Annotated in this window: 18 protein-coding genes; 12 read left to right on the top strand and 6 right to left on the bottom strand. The window is 48.2% G+C overall.

Annotation, left to right across the window (positions count from 1 at the left end; genetic code table 11):
• Positions 1 to 37: 37 nt before the first annotated feature.
• Both IPP66_21005 and IPP66_21000 read left to right on the top strand, forming a co-directional pair.
• Complete coding sequence (locus tag IPP66_21005) at positions 38 to 544, top strand: hypothetical protein (protein ID MBK9927759.1); 507 nt, start codon at positions 38 to 40, stop codon at positions 542 to 544.
• Positions 545 to 622: 78 nt separating this feature from the next.
• Positions 623 to 1,819: a sulfite exporter TauE/SafE family protein gene (locus IPP66_21000; GenBank protein ID MBK9927758.1), complete on the top strand. Its 1,197-nt coding sequence runs from the start codon at positions 623 to 625 to the stop codon at positions 1,817 to 1,819.
• Between the two features lie 94 nt (positions 1,820 to 1,913).
• On the opposite strand, the gene IPP66_20995 is transcribed toward IPP66_21000, so the two are convergent.
• Entirely contained in the window at positions 1,914 to 2,678 is a 765-nt protein-coding gene (locus IPP66_20995) for an IS5 family transposase (GenBank protein ID MBK9927757.1), read from the bottom strand.
• 68 nt (positions 2,679 to 2,746) lie between these two features.
• On the opposite strand from IPP66_20995, the gene IPP66_20990 reads away from it, so the two are divergent.
• From IPP66_20990 to IPP66_20960, 7 genes are all read left to right on the top strand, one after another.
• Entirely contained in the window at positions 2,747 to 2,959 is a 213-nt protein-coding gene (locus IPP66_20990) for a cation transporter (protein MBK9927756.1), read from the top strand.
• A 10-nt stretch (positions 2,960 to 2,969) separates the two neighbouring features.
• Positions 2,970 to 3,428: a DUF2203 domain-containing protein gene (locus IPP66_20985; GenBank protein MBK9927755.1), complete on the top strand. Its 459-nt coding sequence runs from the start codon at positions 2,970 to 2,972 to the stop codon at positions 3,426 to 3,428.
• A 17-nt stretch (positions 3,429 to 3,445) separates the two neighbouring features.
• A complete protein-coding gene (rarD, locus tag IPP66_20980; GenBank protein MBK9927754.1) occupies positions 3,446 to 4,345 on the top strand; it encodes an EamA family transporter RarD in 900 nt (299 codons plus the stop codon).
• Positions 4,345 to 5,352, top strand: a complete 1,008-nt coding sequence (locus tag IPP66_20975; GenBank protein MBK9927753.1) for an SDR family oxidoreductase — start codon at positions 4,345 to 4,347, stop codon at positions 5,350 to 5,352. The genes rarD and IPP66_20975 overlap by 1 nt, the downstream gene beginning before the upstream one ends.
• 31 nt (positions 5,353 to 5,383) lie before the next feature.
• Positions 5,384 to 7,846, top strand: coding sequence for a PAS domain S-box protein (locus IPP66_20970; GenBank protein ID MBK9927752.1), 2,463 nt, complete (start codon positions 5,384 to 5,386; stop codon positions 7,844 to 7,846).
• Positions 7,843 to 9,555, top strand: coding sequence for a PAS domain-containing protein (locus IPP66_20965; protein MBK9927751.1), 1,713 nt, complete (start codon positions 7,843 to 7,845; stop codon positions 9,553 to 9,555). The genes IPP66_20970 and IPP66_20965 overlap by 4 nt, the downstream gene beginning before the upstream one ends.
• 86 nt (positions 9,556 to 9,641) lie before the next feature.
• The gene (locus IPP66_20960) at positions 9,642 to 10,655 is read left to right on the top strand and encodes a prenyltransferase (GenBank protein ID MBK9927750.1); all 1,014 of its coding nucleotides are present in this window, start codon (positions 9,642 to 9,644) and stop codon (positions 10,653 to 10,655) included.
• On the opposite strand, the gene IPP66_20955 is transcribed toward IPP66_20960, so the two are convergent.
• Positions 10,652 to 11,461, bottom strand: coding sequence for a hypothetical protein (locus IPP66_20955; GenBank protein ID MBK9927749.1), 810 nt, complete (start codon positions 11,459 to 11,461; stop codon positions 10,652 to 10,654). The genes IPP66_20960 and IPP66_20955 overlap by 4 nt on opposite strands.
• Positions 11,443 to 11,694 (bottom strand): hypothetical protein, encoded by a 252-nt coding sequence (locus IPP66_20950; protein MBK9927748.1) that lies wholly within the window; start codon positions 11,692 to 11,694, stop codon positions 11,443 to 11,445. Before IPP66_20950 ends, IPP66_20955 begins: the two co-directional genes overlap by 19 nt.
• A 108-nt stretch (positions 11,695 to 11,802) precedes the next feature.
• On the opposite strand from IPP66_20950, the gene IPP66_20945 reads away from it, so the two are divergent.
• The 3 genes from IPP66_20945 (at position 11,803) to IPP66_20935 (ending at position 14,508) form a co-directional block, all read left to right on the top strand.
• Complete coding sequence (locus IPP66_20945; GenBank protein ID MBK9927747.1) at positions 11,803 to 12,495, top strand: hypothetical protein; 693 nt, start codon at positions 11,803 to 11,805, stop codon at positions 12,493 to 12,495.
• 99 nt (positions 12,496 to 12,594) lie between these two features.
• Positions 12,595 to 13,302 (top strand): hypothetical protein, encoded by a 708-nt coding sequence (locus IPP66_20940; protein ID MBK9927746.1) that lies wholly within the window; start codon positions 12,595 to 12,597, stop codon positions 13,300 to 13,302.
• A gap of 318 nt (positions 13,303 to 13,620) precedes the next feature.
• Positions 13,621 to 14,508: a hypothetical protein gene (locus tag IPP66_20935; protein ID MBK9927745.1), complete on the top strand. Its 888-nt coding sequence runs from the start codon at positions 13,621 to 13,623 to the stop codon at positions 14,506 to 14,508.
• A 45-nt stretch (positions 14,509 to 14,553) separates the two neighbouring features.
• Here IPP66_20935 and IPP66_20930 read toward each other — a convergent pair whose 3' ends face one another.
• The 3 genes from IPP66_20930 to IPP66_20920 all read right to left on the bottom strand — a co-directional run bounded on the left by IPP66_20930 (position 14,554) and on the right by IPP66_20920 (position 18,244).
• The gene (locus tag IPP66_20930) at positions 14,554 to 15,429 is read right to left on the bottom strand and encodes an ABC transporter permease (protein ID MBK9927744.1); all 876 of its coding nucleotides are present in this window, start codon (positions 15,427 to 15,429) and stop codon (positions 14,554 to 14,556) included.
• 69 nt (positions 15,430 to 15,498) lie between these two features.
• Complete coding sequence (locus IPP66_20925; GenBank protein ID MBK9927743.1) at positions 15,499 to 16,542, bottom strand: ABC transporter permease; 1,044 nt, start codon at positions 16,540 to 16,542, stop codon at positions 15,499 to 15,501.
• A 1-nt stretch (position 16,543) separates the two neighbouring features.
• Positions 16,544 to 18,244 (bottom strand): peptide ABC transporter substrate-binding protein, encoded by a 1,701-nt coding sequence (locus IPP66_20920; protein MBK9927742.1) that lies wholly within the window; start codon positions 18,242 to 18,244, stop codon positions 16,544 to 16,546.
• Between the last annotated feature and the right edge of the window lie 44 nt (positions 18,245 to 18,288).

Raw genomic sequence — 18,288 nt, 5'->3', positions numbered from 1 at the left:
TTGATAATAAAAGATTGAAGAGAAAAGGAGCTTTAATATGCGTACTAAAATGTTGATCGTCCTGCTGTTGATTTCATTGCTTGCGGCCTGTGCCCCGAAAAAAGAGGAAATGCCCACAGCGGCTTTACCTGCTGGCAAGGCTTTTGCAGAAGGAAAAGAGATTTTCTTTGTCCATACCGAGGCATCTGATGCAGATGTGGCGCAGTTGTTGTCTACTATGATGTCGTCGCCGGTGATCCATGTCCCCTCTCTGGCAAATGTGCCCGATGAAGCGCTCGCGAACGTTTATGTGTTCGATAACGGACTTGAAGGTATGGGCCCCTTCGGCTTTCAAGCGGATGTGTTCGATAACCCTCCAGGTGTAGAAGGATACTCACCGTTGCGCCGAATCAATGTTGTCACATGGGCAGATCCTTCAAAGGCACGCATGCTCACCTCTGTGGCTGAGATCATGTCTGCGAAAGATGCAGGCGAAGTAACTATTGCCCAGCCTGGTGTTGTAGTCAACATGCCGTTCGTTGTATGGGATGGCGGTCAGAGATAGAAGCAATTCAGACTTCGGGAGTCTCAAAGACTTCCGAAGTCTTTGGTATGTATTTCATCTATTTTGTATAGAGGCTCCATGTCCAATCAACGCAAAACGACGTTTGACCCTGTCATCCTCATAGCGCTTGGTATCGGTTTATTGACCGTTGCCATCATCATGCTGGTCACGCAAAATCTAGGCGAACAAGGAATTTCCATTGGCTCGGGCTCAGGGTCTGCCAACCTCATGGTTGCATTCGTCACAGGCATTACCACTGGCGGATTAAGTTGTCTCGCTGTGCAAGGTGGTTTACTGGCCAGCTCGCTTGCCCACCAGATCGAACAGGATTACGTTGAGCAGACCCCGCAGAAACGGAAACAACTCAAGCGCAATCAACAAGTCGAGGTCAAACGGACAAACTCTGCTCAACCCATTCTTCTCTTCCTTGCTTCTAAACTCGTTGCCTATACATTGCTTGGTGCATTGCTTGGCTGGCTTGGCTCATTCCTTGCACTCAGCCCTGTCACACGTGCGCTTCTCATGGTTGCAATCGGCATCTTCATGATCGGTAATGCATTGCGTATGTTCGATGTGCATCCTATCTTCCGTTACTTCTCGGTCGAGCCGCCCAAATTCATCACACGCTACATCCGTCGTACGGCCAAAGGAACTGATACTGCCACACCTCTCTTCCTCGGTTTTCTCACCGTCTTCATCCCTTGTGGTGTGACCCAAGCGATGATGGCGACCGCTCTTGGCACAGGTAGCGCCTTCATGGGTGCGGCCCTCATGTTCGCCTTTGTCCTTGGCACAAGCCCGGTCTTTTTTATTGTTGCTTACTTAACAACCGAACTCGGCGCACGCCTTGAAAAATTCTTTATGCGTTTTGTCGCCATCGTCCTGCTTGTTTTGGGATTGGTCACCCTTGATGGCGGACTCAACCTCGTGGGCTCTCCCTATTCCCTCACCAACCTCTCTCGTGGATTGATAACCGCTTCCTCCTCACCGACGACTGCTTCTGTCCCTTCAACCGATCTTACACTGATGGTTAAAAACGAGGGCTACTTCCCACAGACGCTCAAAGCAACAGCGAACGAGGCGATCTACCTCAGCCTCGTCACAAACCAGACCTATTCCTGCTCACGAGATTTTGTCATCCCCTCTTTGAATTATTATCAGCTTCTCCCCGATACAGGGACAACACAAGTCTCCATCCCTGCCCAACCTGCAGGCACAAAAATGTTCTTCACCTGCTCGATGGGCATGTACACCGGGACGATAGTGTTTGAATAAAGATTTATTTATAGACCCTAAAGGTCTCAAAGACCTTTAGAGGCTGTTTAATAAATCTTAAATTTAGCAAGACGTCGTAGCCCAAGCCGGATCATCAAGATATAAATAAAAGACTCACTGGATTGCACCAAGCGCTCATAGTCTCTAGCCATACGACGATTGCGCGTGATCCAAGCATTAGTTCGTTCAATGACCCAGCGTTTGGGTAGAACTTGAAATCCTTTTGGTTGCCTACCTTCAAGATGAAGGTGATCTCAGCTTGAAGTTCATTTTTGACCCAATCAACGAGGTGCCCACGATAACCACCATCAGCAAAGATTTTTTGCAAACGCGCTCTGAGAGACTTCCTCTTTTTCAATTTCACCAGAGTTTCTTCGCCAGCATAAACATCTTGTACATCAGCGGCAGTGACTTTGGCCAGAACTACGAGCCCCATCGTATCTGTAATCACATTTCTTTTTCGTCCTTTTATCAGTTTGCCACCATCAAAACCAATTTTTTCACCACCTTCTGCACTTTTTATGCTTTGACTATCCAGAATCATTGCACTCGCTTGTGGACTACGCCCTGCTTGAATTCGAACGCGCTCTCGAATGATCGTATTAAGCTTTTCCCACATGCGGTTCTTCCCAAACTGTCTAAAATAATAATAGACTGTTTGCCAAGCAGGAAACTCATGTGGTAAATCTCGCCAAACACAACCATTTTTGACAATGTAAAAGATGCCATTCATAATCGCTCGCCAAGGTATTTCTCGTGGTCTGCCTTTGCGCTTTGCTCTGGGCAAGTATGGCGCAATTTGCTTCCATTCGGTATCATTCAGGTTAGTCGGGTATTCTTGGTTTGATTTGGTCATCATCCAAGTTTGCCCGATTTTTCCTCTTTTTCCTATTTATTAAACAGCCTCTTAGGGTTTTTGAGGAAACTATGAAAAAACAAACTTTCTCCGTTCCCGATATGCACTGCTCCAACTGCTCAATGAAACTCGAGTCCATCGAAGATGATTTCCCTGCCATCAAAGAGATCAACGCCAGTTATCACAAACAACAAATGATCGTTGAATATGATGAAGCCAAATTAACAATAGACGAGATCATCGCCGCTGTAAAGAAAAAGGGATATCAAGCTATTCCTGTGTAAGCACGTGGACATGGAAAACGGGTATACAGTAGATAACAAGCCAGACTTGTTTACCTGTATACCCGTTTACGTTATACTACTGCCCATGCCCCAATACTTTACCCTACAACAAGCCAATGAGGCTTTGAAGATCATCCGCCCGATCATGGACGAAGTTCAGGCGATCCGTCAAAAGATACTTGATAATCAACCGGAAGCTTGGCCTGCTATTGAAAAGTCCGCAGGGAATGGTGGAAACAAAGCCCTCAGTAAAATGGTAGTGGATTTTGAGAAGTTGGATGCGCTCATCCATCAGATCATGGATACAGGTGTACAGATCAAAGATATCAACACAGGGTTACTGGATTTTTCTGCCTTGCGGGAGGGACGTGAAGTCTATCTCTGTTGGAAATATGGGGAGGACGATATCGCTTTCTGGCATGAAGTGGATGCAGGGTTTATAGGGCGGCAACCAATCACAACATTTTGAGTAAGCACTGGAGAAAAATGAATAACGGCATTTTATATGGCATTGGCGCATATGCGCTGTGGGGGCTTTTTCCACTCTATTGGAAGCAATTACATGAAGTTTCTGCATTACAAGTGATCGGGCATCGTATTGGTTGGTCATTTGTCATGCTCATGATCTATATCGTTGTCACCGGGCAATGGAAGGATTTCCGCTCGGTTGCGTTTACTCGCAAGACCATCGGTGTATATTCTGTTGCGGCAGTTTTTCTCAGCTTGAACTGGCTGATCTATGTCTGGGGCGTCAACTCGGGTTTCATTGTTGAGACCAGCCTTGGATATTTCATCAACCCGTTGCTCAGTGTACTGTTGGGCGTTATTTTCTTGCGTGAACGCTTACGCCCTCTGCAATGGGTTCCTGTGGGGATTGCCGCCATCGGTGTTGGGTATCTAACGTTTGTATACGGCCGTTTACCGTGGATCGCTCTCTCTCTGGCTTTCTCATTTGCCTTGTATGGCCTTATCAAAAAACTTTCCCCACTTGGCTCTTTGTATGGGCTTACGCTCGAAACAGGAATTGTTTTCCCTGTTGCGCTGATTTATCTTGTATTCGTCGGTGTTACTGGCACAGGTGCATTCCTGCATGATGGAACGCGGGTTGATCTTTTCTTGATCGGCGCGGGTATCGCAACCACGATACCTTTGCTCATGTTTGCTTCGGCGGCCAAACAAATTCCGCTGACCATCGTGGGCATGTTGCAATACATTGCTCCCACTTTGCAATTCCTGATTGGTGTGCTTGTATATAAAGAAGCGTTTGATATGGCGCACTTCATCGGTTTTAGTATCGTTTGGGCGGCGCTCATCATTTTTGCCATCGAAAGTTATGTTGCAAGTCGTACAACTGCACAACCCATCCCTGAATTAGGAGAAGGCTAATGAAAATTCTATTTATCGGCGGAACAGGCATCATCAGTTCGGCATGTGCCGACCTCGCCCTCGCGCGCGGACACGAACTTTTTATTTTGAATCGTGCAACTTCGACGAAGTATCCCTTCCCGAAGGGAGCGACTCTGCTCAAAGGCGATATTCACGCGGACGAAGCGCATCTTACCTCCCTTTTGGCTGGTCACCGCTTCGATGCAGTTGTGGACTACATTGCTTTTTCTACACAAGACATTGAACGTGACTTGCGTCTCTTCCGCAAGAACACCGATCAGTTCGTCTTCATCAGCTCGGCTTCTGCATACCAAAAGCCTGTGAAGAATTATCTCATCACAGAAGAGACGCCGCTTGAGAACCCCTATTGGGAATATTCGCGCAACAAGATCGCTATCGAGAACATGTTGATGAAGGAATATCGCGAGAACGGCTTCCCTGTCACGATCATTCGTCCCTCGCATACCTATGGACATTCTCAAATCCCCTTTGGCTATTGCACCTGGCGTGATCCGTGGACGTCCATTGACCGCATGAAGCGTGGCAAGAAGATCATCAGTCACGGCGATGGCTCATCCTTGTGGGTGCTCACTTGGAACTCAGACTTTGCCAAAGGCTTGGTCGGGTTATTGGGCAATGAGAAAGCGGTAGGCGAAGCGTTTCAGATAACGTCAGATCAGGCTCTCAGCTGGGATCAAATTTATCTCGAAGCGTATCAGGCTCTCGGTCTGGAACCGAACGTGATCCACATCCCATCTGATTATATTGCGAGGTTCGATGAAGAGGCGGTGGGGAGCCTCATTGGCGATAAGTCCAATACAGTTGTATTTGATAACAGCAAGATCAAAAGTTTTGTGCCAGACTTCCACTGTGAAGTGGATTGGGCGGCAGGCTTGCGCAAGTCGCTGGCGTGGTTCGAGGCGCATCCCGAATTTCAAACAGTGGATAAGGAGTGGGATGCATTGTCTGATAGGATTATTGCGTCATATGAAAGGGCGTTGTTATAGCTGGTGATATACTGCCATCGTTGAGATTGCGATGACTGATCGGCTTCGAAATGCATTTCATCCCTTGATCAAAATGGAGCGGCACACTTGGGCGGGGAAGTTGCTTGTGTCAGTTCTCATCATATCCATTGTAGTAAATGGTTTATATGTTCTTGTACATTCCCTGCGCGGTGATGCTGTGCTTGGTTTGTCGAACATGGTCAATATTGTTCTGTTTTTTGTTCAGATCGTTTTGTTGATCCCTGCGCGCATGGGATACACCCGTGAGGTATCGTTCGTTCTCTCGATTCTTGTTTGGGGGGGCATGACCTATAACGCATGGAGAGGAATGGGGGTGCATGATTCTTCGATCATCGTATATTTGCTGGTCATTCTCGCAGGTGCCTTGGTAATGGGCTGGCAGTTCGTTGTAAGTATGACAGTTTTGAGCGTGGCATCCATTTGGGGGCTGGCTCTGGCTGAAACATTAGGCATCCGCATATCGCAAGCCCAGACGCCACTTGTTACAGCCTGGGAACTTTCAGTGGTCTTTTTGTTTGCGATCGCGCTCGTTTATATGGTGATGAGCGTGATGCGCCAATCTGCCAGGGACGTGGAAAAGATCGAGGAACAATTTAGCAAAATTTTTAGTGTAAGCCCAATGGCGATCAGTGTTATTGCCTTGCAACCAGGGAAGTTGTTAGATGCCAATGACGCGTATTGGAAGTTGATGGGCCTGGATGCGCAAACCTCGTTAGGCAAATTAGTCACAGAATTGAATCTATGGGTTGATGAAAAATCGCATAAGCGATTTGTGGATGCAATGCTGAAACAAAGGTCACTTCATCTTCCTGTGTTTGAATTTATCAACGCGAAAGGAGAGAAACGTGTCACCGCTGTATTTCATGAACTGATCGACTCGGCGAGTGAACCAACGGTTCTCTCCATTTTTTATGATATTACGGAACAAGTCAATTCCCAGCGTGCTTTGCAGGCTTCAGAAGAAAAATATAAAAATTTCGTAGAAACCAGCGCAGAAGGGATTTGGTTTCTAGCCTTCGATGAACCGATCCCAACCGACCTCCCAGAAGAGGAGCAGGTTCGGCTCATTTATCGGTTCGCTTATGTTCAAGATTGTAATGAGACGTTTGCCCGAATGTACGGATACGCGTCTCGTGATGCTGCTTTGGGTGTACGATTGCTTGACTTGCATGGGGGAAGTGTGACCGATGTTAATTTTCAGGCAACGCTGGGCTTGGTCCATGCAAATTACAGGGCATCAGAACGTGAAACGGTTGAGAAGACCGTTGATGGAAGGACGATCCATTTTTTGAATTCGGCTGTTGGGGTATTTAAGGATAAAAACCTGATCGGCATATGGGGCACACAATTGGATGTCACAACACTTCAGCAAACCCAGATTGCACTGCAACGAAGTGAAGCTCGTTTGCGAGCCTTGCTCGAAGCCACACCCGACATGATCTTTGAATTTGATCGTGATGGCAGGATCTTGCAATTTATCTCATCTTCGACCATGAATACACTCCTGCCGCCCGAACAATTTTTAGGTAGAAATATTTCCGAGATCATGCCTTTGAACGTGGTTGAACAAACCATGTTCGCGATTTCCCGTACTCTTGAGACAGGACACTTGCAGGTGTTCGAATATCAACTCCTTGAGATGAACGACCCGCGCTATTACGAGGCAAGCGTGATCCGCAATGATGTGGATACGGTCATCGCCATGGTGCGCGACGTCACCGTGCGGAATTGGACGATGAACGAACGTGAGAAATTGATCGATGAACTGGAAGCTAAGAATGCTGAGCTGGAACAATTCACATACACCGTTTCGCACGACTTGAAGTCTCCTTTGATCACGATCAAGGGCTTTATGGGATTTGTACAAGAAGATGCAAGGGCTGGCAACATAGATAGACTCGGCGTGGATATTCAGCGTATCACTGATGCCACTGATAAGATGCAAAAACTGCTTAGTGACCTGTTGGAGCTTTCTCGTGTTGGTAGGCTGGTCAATAAGCTTGAATTGGTCAACATGAACGAACTTGCAGAGGAGACCGTTGAACTTATCCATGGGCGTATCACACAAGCAAATGTCCAAGTGCGTATCCAGCCGAATCTTTCATTTGTATATGCAGACCGTCAGAGGGTGTTTGAAGTCCTTCAAAACCTGGTGGATAATGCGGCCAAGTTCATGGGCGATCAATCGAATCCGCTGATTGAGATCGGGCAAAAGGATCAACTCAACGGCATGCCTTTGTTTTATGTCAAAGATAACGGTGCGGGAATCTCGCCTCAATTCAAAGACAAGATCTTTGGCCTGTTCAATAAACTGGACTCGCGTAGCGACGGCACGGGCATAGGTTTGGCGCTGGTTAAGCGGATCATTGAGTATCACAAGGGCACAATATGGGTGGAATCACAACTCGGGCAGGGTGCCACCTTCTTCTTCACGCTTCCCTCTCCACCGATGTCTGGCGAGGTGATCGAATGAATCGTGCTCGTCGTATGCTTTTTTTGCTATCTTTAAAAGATGAACCCGAAAAAGCACGCCATGCAACCCTTTTGCGCATGGCGTCCATCGCTATATTCTTTGTCGCATTGATGGGAATATTGCTCAATCTTTTCCTTGGAAATGATGCAGAGCGTTCTGTCAACAGTGTGCTTATCGGAATCGGTTTGTTGCAGATTCCTGTTCAGTTTCTCGTGCGTAGTGGACGAGTCCGTTTTGCCAGCGGTTTTCTCCTGTTTATGCTCTGGGTCGCGTTGACATGGATCGCCAGCAAAGTAGATGGCGTTAATGATGTGGCTGTGGTGGCTTACTTCTTACTTCTGTTGGCGGCAGGTTACCTGCTTGGCTGGCGGGTAGTCACATTGTTGACCACATGGACCATTCTTGCTGTATGGGTACTGGCTGCTTTTGAAGCCGCGGGGTTGATCCAACAATTTCAGGGTAATCCGATACGGATTGCGGTTGACCTGACAGTTATCTTTGTAATTGCATCTCTGGAGATCTATTTCGTACTCAACGAGTTAACCCGGTCTCTGAATAGTGCGCGCACAGAATTAGAGGAACGCCAACGCGTGGAAGTTATCCTTCGGGATGAGCAGGAAAAGCTCAACCTTGCTCTTCATGCCGCAAAAATGGAGACGTGGAATTGGAACATTGAAACAGGATCCATCTCATGGTCGGAGGGGACAGAGGCGATGTTTGGGTTGGCGAAGGGGCAGTTCGATGGAAAATATGATACGTATTTGTCACTCGTCCACCCAGACGATGTTTCCAAAGTGCAGAAGGCGATCCGCGAAGCTTTGATGGAGAGGGAATACGATTACGTGATCGAACATCGTCTTATATGGCCAGATGGGGGCGTGCATTGGGTGGAAGGACGCGGCAAAGTATATTGGAATGAAAAAGGTAAGCCAATACGCATGGCCGGCACCGTTGTGGATGTGACGAAACGAAAAGATGATGAATTAGAACGAGAGCGGCTGATCCGTGAGTTGGCGGCGAAAAATACCGAACTTGAACAATTCACTTATACGGTTTCACACGACCTCAAAGCGCCGATCATCACCATCAAAGGCTTCCTTGGCTTTCTGGGAGAAGATGCGCGTGCAGGACGGCCGGATCGTTTGGAGAGGGATATTACCCGCATCAATGAAGCGGTCGATAAAATGCACCGCCTTTTGAATGAGTTACTTGAGCTTTCGCGAATTGGGCGCATGATGAACTCGCCCGTGATCATACCGTTTCGTGCATTGGTCGATGAAGCTCTGACGCTTGTAACGGGCAGATTACAGACAACGCCTGTGCAAATTAAAGTGGCTGATTCGTTCCCGAATGTCAACGGTGACCGCCGCAGGCTGTTGGAAGTAACGCAGAACTTGCTCGATAACGCCATAAAGTTTTCAGCAGACCGGCCTTCGCCATTGGTTGAGATCGGTTGGTCAGGCTACGAAAATGCCATGCCTATTTTCTTTGTGTGTGATAACGGTATCGGGATCGCCCATGAACATCATGAGCGTATTTTTGATCTCTTCAATAAATTGGATCCTGTAGCCGAAGGCACGGGAGTGGGGCTGGCGTTGGTGAAACGTATCATCGAATTTCACGGTGGCAGGATCTGGGTCCAGAGTGAAGCGGGGAAAGGCACGACATTCTTCTTTACGTTGCCGAGCGAATCAACAAAGCCCGGATGAACATCCACAGTCTCTCCTAATAAACATTCAAACACAAATCGGCCTGCTTCGGTATAATTTGTCAAATTCAACCAAGGAGTTTTAGCATGAATTTCGCAATGTGGAAGAAAGCACTTAATGTAATTCCCGAAGTTTCAAAATCTGAGTGGGATGAATTGGATGTTGTCTCTAAATGGCTCATCTCAACCCGCGCCGCTGTCCTCGTGATGACCTTCATCTCGGCGGCTCTTGCCGGACTTTTTGCCTGGCGCAACCACTCATTTAGTTTTCTGCCCTGGCTGGCGCTTACACTCGCCCTCATCCTTGCTCACGCCAGTAACAACATCTTTAACGATTACACCGATTACGTGCGTGGCGTGGATAAAGACAACTACTACCGCAACATCTACGGGGCACAACCCATCGCCAGTGGCTTGATGACCAAACGCCAGCACCTCACATATTTTGCTGTTACTGTGTTCATGGCTTTGGTGTTGGGGTTGTATCTCATCTCTTATCAAGGCTTCGATGCCACCAAATGGACATTACTCGGCTTGGGCGCGTTCTTTTTGCTCTTCTACACATGGCCTCTCAAGGGCCTTGCCCTCGGTGAAGTGGCGGTTCTCATTGTTTGGGGCCCGTTGATGATCGGTGGCGGATACTACGTTCTTTCACAGGAATGGAGTTGGAACGTTGTTCTCGCCAGCCTGCCCTATGTATTGGGCGTTACCACCGTCATCTTTGGCAAGCACATCGACAAGCTCGATATGGATCAAAAGAAAGGCATTCACACCTTGCCTGTTGTCATCGGTGAAAAAGCCTCACGTTATACCGTGATCGCGATGATGGTTATCCCTTACTTCCTTACCGCCTATCTCATTGTTATCAAATTCTTCACGCCCATTATGGCTATTGTGCTCTTTGCCATTCCCACCTTCTTACAATACTACCCTGTCTTCCTCAAGCCCAAACCAGCCGAACGACCCGAAGGGCAACCCGGCTGGCCGCTTTACTTCGTTGGCTATGCCTTTTACAACAACCGCAAATTCGGTTCGCTCTTTATGATTGGCTTGTTGATCGACGTTCTTCTGCGCATTTACCTGCCCAACTTCTGGATCTAACCCACTTGTAGTTCTTTGATTTCCAACCACGCGGGTTCGGGGTTTTCCAAAACTCCGAGCTCGATTTTTCCTTCGGGGGTAAATGCGGCATACTGATTATCGATCCAGATGACCAAGCCCAAGGGATGATTTGGACTCACAACCGACTCAAACACTGTGACATCATCCACTTCGAATAGCACTCGCCTCTCTCTCCACTCCAGCCTGTATCTGTGCCAATCGGTAGGGGCGACCAGCTGGTCGCCCTTACTCAAATTGACCGCATCCTCTGCAATGACCTTGCTCAACAACCTCCGTGTCATCTTCCGCGAAAAGGGGAGCGCCAACCCTGCCAACATCAACAGCGGATGAAACTTCGGCGCACGAAATGTCTGTGCCATAAATCCATTGGCAAATCCGCGCTGAGCGGAGGATGGAGCGTTCATTGCTCCATCCGTAGTCGAAGGACGAGGGTTGCGAAACGACAAATAATTCTCCTCCGATGCCCCAAAGAACCAAACTGCATTCGGCAATGCAGGGAATCTCCACGGCCTGCCACCAAACCCAAGCGACAACCCGAACGGATCGTTCCATAGGCCGAATCCCCAAGTGCCGGGGATTGAGTCGCTTGAGGTGCGAGCGGACAGACTCAACGTCAGCGAATGATGCGGAAACTTTCGACGGGGGAGATGGCTATAATCATCCAGTTGAGCGAGTCGATACGCATCCGCTTTCCCAGCAGGGACCGTCAACCGATACTGCTCGGACGCAATCTCTTCGACTTGGGCGTTCAGCGTGAAACGCGGAGTTAATTTCGATTCAGCCATTTTCGTCCCAATGTGAAGAGGCCAATGCCAACCCATGCAACGTTTAGCCCCGCAGATGGATAAGCGCGCAAGTAAACCGTATTGACGACAAGCAGAACGCCCGCCAGAACATTCATGCCCTGATACAAAACCGAATCGCCCTCCACTTTTTTCATGGAGATCAACGCATACGCCACGAGATATAAGATCGTGCCAACCCAACCGAGGATATTGATAATACTGTTTGTGGACATTTGATAATTGTACCTGCAAGGAGGTTGGTGATAGACTTGCAGTATGAAAGTGGCGGTTACATTATGGTGGGGATGAAGTCCTTTGCCGAATGGAGGAGATTTATGTAAATGAAAATAGACAAGAAAATATTCTTATGTGTGCTATTGCTTCTGTGTTCCTGTACTGAATCCCTGCCTACTCCTCAGGAAGACCCTGCTCTTGCAACTCAGGAGTATTTTGAAAAGAAATCTGAACAACATACTTCTGAGTTTTTGAGTGCATTTGAATTTAATGAAAGATGTAAGCCAGCATGCTGGTTCGGAGTTGAACCCGGTGTAACTACTATAGATGATGCCGTGGCCTTATTGGCTGGTAATGGCAAATCTGGGGTTCGACTTTCTGAAATAGCGGATCAAGAGATTCAAGCCGAATGGTATGTGGGGAAAGACCGTTTCTTAATGCGAGTATATATAAAGGCGGAGACTAATGTGGTGAAATCTATAACTTTGCAACAAATGTGTTGTATACGGGTAAAATATTTTATTGATTTGCTTGGTACGCCAGACGGTGCCAGTGCTGATATACACCAGGCTCCAGGTTTAACGGTTACAAATTATTTTGTTTACTATCTTGAAAAGAAGACGGCGTTAAATATTATGGATTATGATTTGCAAGGACTAGATCAAGACGCTTTCATTGAAGCCATCTTTTTGGCTGACGAGTTTAGCGTTGAAAATATACAACCTTGGATAGGGTATGGATACTTGAAAGAATATCTGCCTGGACAGAAACTGCCAATAGGTTTATCACTCACACCATAATTTTTTTGGCGCGATCCTTGATAACTTCGGTGGCTTGGGTAGTGATGGTTCTGTGGAAATCATCAATCACATGTTGGCGGGGATGGAGTCCCGCGCCGAATGGAGTTTGTTTCAATGAAATTGAACAGGAAAATATCCTTGTGTGTGCTGTTGCTTCTATGTTCCTGTGCTGAATCCCTGTCTACTCCGCAAGCGAACCCTGCTCTTGCAACTCAGGAGTATTTTGAGGAGAAATCTTCCAGATTTGCTTCTGACATATTGGGTACAATCAAGTTTGGCGAATCATGCCAAACAGTTTGCTGGTTTGGAGTTGAGCCTGGTGTAACTACCGCTGACGATGCTGTAGCTTTGTTGGCGAACAATGGTAAATTTGGTGTGCGGCTTTCTAAAATAACAGACCCGAGCATTTACGCTGATTGGTTTGTGGGGAAGGATCGCACTTTAACGCAGGTTTCCATGCAGGTTGAAGACGGCTTAGTAAAATATATCATTATGCAATCAATGTGTTGCGCCCGAGTGAAATATGTCGTTGATTCACTTGGCGTACCGGATGGAGCTGACGCTAATATATATCAGGCTCCAGATTTAACAGTTACAAATTATCATATTTACTATCTTGAGAAGAAGATGGTGCTATTCGTTGTGGACTATGATTTGCAAGGACTAGATCAAGACGCTTTCACTGAAGCCATCTTTTTGGGTGACGAGTTTAGCGTTGAAAATATGCAACCTTGGATAGGGTACGGATACTTGAAAGAGTATCTGCCAGGGCAAGCGTGGCCAACTGGCTTGCCACCTACACCATAATGGTTATGCTATCTTCCTCGATAACTTTGACTGCGGAAAAATCTTCACGGGTGCAGGGATGATGTGATTGGTATAGAAAGACATCGGAAGTCTCATAGATTTCCGATGTCTTTGATATTTACACTTTCTCTGGCGCGTGTGCTCGGTAATACTTCAAATGCTTCATGCCGTAGCTGTCCCGTCCGCGCAGGAGGGTTAACCAAGGTGACTGTCATCTCGTAGATGACAGTCACCTGTTTGCCTTGTGTAAACTTACCCCTAAGAGACTAGGTGATAAACTAAGCAATATTGGATATGAGAATTTAACGGGATAATAAAATGCCACGGAAACCATTGTTATTAATAGTTCTAATATTTTCTCTATCAATTTCAGGCTGTAGTTTAGTCCAACAGTTTCCGCCAAATAGCCAATTTAACGGACAGGTTACAGCTAATATTGCACCAAAACAAACGACACCGACCGCGCTGTCGCTACCTGAATATTACCTATCAGAAAGAGATCAGGAGCGCTTGCTTCAGCTACTTTTTACCAATGGAGGCTGTGACCTGCCTTGTTTCTGGGGGATTACGCCGGGCGAGACAACATGGGACTTAGCTGATGTATTCTTTGGAACATTTCATAAAATAAATACAGACGTGTCAGTTTATACTGATGCGTCATTGCCAGCGTACTCTGTCCCTCTTGACTTCATTGATATAAAAAACAGAGCTGTAATACTTGGTGTTTATTTGACTGTAGATAAAGAAAAAGTCCAAAGAATAGCCATTTACTCAGAAGCAGATTCGCCTGAAGATTTAAGTTACTATTGGGAATATTATTCGAATCAATGGATATTCTCCCAACTTGGCCTGCCCGACGAAATTTCTTTTGATGTATATCAGCGCAACTTCGACCAGAATGCTGGATATGATATGCTGTTGTTGTATCAGAAACCTAAGATAGCATTCTGGTTATCTGGAATAATACGAAGGGACAAAGTCCTTTGCCCACAGATTCATGAAAATGGTGACATAAATTCAATCCGAATGTCGATTGCAAATCCAGATAGTGATTTAGAGATTTACCCACCAAATTGGGAGTTCTGGTCTCTGCGTACGGGAGATGATTCTCTATCAACAGAAAGTGTATTTGGATTGAGCAAAGAAGATTTTTATCAACGTGTCCTTGTTGATGGAATCAATTGCTTTGATGTCGTTATGAAATGACCAGATGCTGAATAGTACGTACATACGTATGCCCATTACAGGTATTTAATGTTCATCCGCCATGCCAAAGACTTTGTGCGGATCGAATGCGTCTCGCAGGCCATCGCCAATATAATTGACAGAAATAATGGCAAGGAAGATCATCAGTCCGGGGAAGATCGCCAGCCACGGGTATTTGGTGAAGTTTTCCTGTGCATTGCTGAGTAGGTTGCCCCACGAAGGCGTGGGGGGTTGGATGCCGAAACCGAGGAAGCTCAACCCTGATTCTTCGATGATGGCGTATCCCAACTCGAGCGTGGCCTCCACGATGATGGGGCCGATGGCGTTGGGCAGGATATGGCGGAGAATGATGCGGAGGTCAGATCCGCCCAGGGCGCGCGTGGCAGACACAAAGTCCAATTCGCGAAGCGTGAGAAAGAGGGCGCGCACCAGTCGGGCGAAGGTCATCCATGAGAGGATGCCGATCACGAGGGCGATCGTCAAAACACTATTGCTTTCGAAGAACGGGATGTCCACTTCGCGCAGGATGGCGCTGAGCAGGATGAGCACCAGCAACGTGGGGAGCGAGAGGAACGCGTCTGTGGTGCGCATCAGGATGCTATCGAGGCGGCCGCCGTAATACCCGGCCAGCGCTCCCATGGGCACGCCGATGGAAAGCGAAATGATCACCACCAACAGACCGACCGTGAGGGAAATGCGGCCGCCGTAGGCGATGCGTGTGAGCAGGTCGAGACCGAGCGCGTCGGTGCCCAGAGGGTGAGCCAACGATGGCGGTTGCAGGCGCTCGCTCATGAAAGAACCTTCTGATGGGTAAGGAGAGAGCGGGGCGAGCAGGGCTAGCAGGATCAGCGCGATAAAGACATACACGCCGAAGATCGCGCCCGGGTGTTTGCGAAAGCGCTTCCAAATGATGGCAGACATACTGACATCCTCGGCTGTGATATTGGAAACGTTCTGCGGCAATGATTCTATGTAGTGTTCTGTCATTCTTTATTCATATCGAACGCGCGGGTCGAGGGAACCATATAAAAGGTCTGCGAACAGATTCGAGAGGATGATGAACGCGGCGCCGATGATGAGCACAGCCATCAGCACCGGGTAATCGCGTTGCTGGGCGGCCGTGTAATATAACCTGCCCATGCCGGGCCACGAAAAAAGGATTTCCACAAAGACCGCGCCGCCGAAGATGGTGGGCAGGTCCAATGCCAGCATGGTGACGATGGGGATGAGCGCGTTGCGCAACGCGTGTTTATAAAGGACCATGCGATTGGGGAGTCCCTTGGCGCGCGCGGTGCGCATGAAATCCTTGTGCACCACTTCCAACATGCTCGAACGCAGAAAGCGCGAATACCACGCGATCCACCCGAGTGCGCCGGTGATGACGGGCAATATCAAATGCACGATGCGGTCGCCAAGGTTGAAGCCTGAAATGTCAATGGATTGAATGCCGCCTGACGGCAATAGGGGAGCGCCCGTAAACGGGTTCTTGAGCCACGCGTAAAAGATCAGGATGAGAAGCAACCCCAACCAAAACTCAGGGATGGCCTGCCCCGCGAAGGAAAATGTGGTGACCGTGATATCGAAACCCGAATATTGACGCAACGCCGAAATGATGCCGATGGGAATCGCGATCAGCAGCGCCACCAATATCGTGATAGACATCAAATAGATGGTGTTGGGGAGTCGTTGCCCGATCTCGGTCAGGACGGGTTGGCGGGTACGGAACGAAAAGCCGAAGTCGCCGCGCAAAATGCCCTGACGTGTTCCATGACTTTCGGCGGTGCCATCGCCGTCCACATCCACTTTCATCCAATCGTTCCCGATCAGCCAGATGAGATATTGCATCGGGAGCGGTTTATCCAACCCGAATTGACGTTTCATCAATTCCACTTTTTCCGGGCTGACATGGCGGCTCCTTCCTTGACCTGCCAATGGTCCGCCCGGCGCGAGGTTGACCAGCGCGAAAAGCAGGATACTGAGCAGAAAGAGCAGTCCGATCGTTTGTAACAGGCGGCGAAAAATATACGTCGCCATTTTATTTTGCGAGCGTCCAGTCTGCGGCGTTCCACGTCACGAGATCGTTTGTTGTGGATTGCACTCCCTGCAAACGCGTGGAGTGTGTATCGGCATTGATGGCTGTGAAGAGCAACGCCTCGGGCAATTCATCTTCCAGAGTTTGAGCCATTTTGCAGAACAGTTCCTTGCGATAGCTCTCGTCCAATGTATAGGCTTCGCTCAGCATATTGTCGAAATCTGCATTGATCCAATCGCCGTAGTTGGTTCCGTTATCGGGTACGGCGGCTTCTGAAGCGTAATACGACCATAGGAAGTCGGTCGGGTCGGTGCCGGCGTAGCCGTCATCATACATGTCCATATCGAAGTTGCCGCTTTGCTCGATGCCGCCATCTGCCGAAGACGCCCACAACACACTGCCTTCCACCACGCTCAAGCTGGTGGAGATGCCGATCTGTTTGAGTTCATCGGCAATGAATTGTTGTGTCAAGTTCAACGCCTCGCCGTATTCGGCATACGTGATGAATTCCATTTCCATTTTGTAGCCATCGGGTGCGCCTGTAGCGCAACCGTGACACTCGCGTACGCCATCGCCGTCGGTATCTGTCCAGCCTGCGGATTCAAGCAAGGCCTTCGCGCCTTCGATGTCAAATTTCGGGCGCGGAACGTTGGTGCATTCATACGGCGGGCGGAAGAATTCCGTCCATGCGGGTTGGGCGTAGCCGAGGAAAAATTCCTTCGAGATCGTATCCACATCAATCGCCATGCGGATGGCGCGGCGTACGTTGACATCCGACAGAATGGGATGTGGCGTAGCCACCGGGTCATTCGTCCCTTTGGCTGAGAGGTTGAAATACAGGCGGAATACCCAGCGATTGAACGGGCTCTGGCTGACCTTTACGTTTGGCTTATCTTGCAAGTCTGCGATTGTCGGTTCTGTGGTCCACATATCGAGGTCTGCATCACCATTAATGAGCATCTGCTTGCGCACAGCTTCATCCGGCACGATGCGCACAGTGACTGTATCAATGGCGGGCTTACCCTGCTCAAAGTATTTATCATTCTTTACAAAGGTCATGTGATCGCCATTGATCCATTCCTTCAAAACGTACGGCCCGTTACTTATTGGCGTGCGACCACAGTCCCATGCGGAAAATCCTTGTGATGCATCGCAGTAATGGGCAGGCCAAATCACAACCTGCTCACCACCGAATTGAGTTAAGTAACCGGGGTAAATGGAACTGTAGTTGACAGCGAATGAATACGTGTCTATTTTCTCCACGCTATCAATGTAATCAATGCCCGGGATCCACGCGCCAGTTTCAGGGTCTATGATGGAATTGTAGGTAAAGATCACATCGTCAGCAGTGACGGGAACTCCGTCTGACCATTGCACATCCTGACGCATCTTCCACGTCACACTCATCGTGTCATCATCATTGATGGTCACTCCGCCGTTTTCCTGTGTGGGAAGTTCCGCCGCCAATTCAGGGAACACATTTCCATTCGGGTCAACATCTGCAAGACCAAGCATAACCAATTCCATGACGAGCGAATCGTAGCCTGTATCTGCGATCGTCGGATTGAACGATGGAGGGTCTTCAGGGATGACAACCACGATCCCATTTCCTGTTTCAGTTGTTGGTGATGCGCATGATGCTACGATTAAACCTGCGATGCTCAGTACGATCAGAAAGAACAATGTGCGTGATCTATTGAACATTGATGCTCCTGTATGTTTTTAAATTTAACAAGCGGGTTGTATTA

The sequence above is a fragment of the Candidatus Defluviilinea proxima genome (assembly GCA_016721115.1).
Taxonomy (GTDB): Bacteria; Chloroflexota; Anaerolineae; order Anaerolineales; family Villigracilaceae; genus Defluviilinea; species Defluviilinea proxima.
Note: the sequence above shows the minus strand (reverse complement) of the source record. Positions and strands in the feature narration are given on the sequence as shown.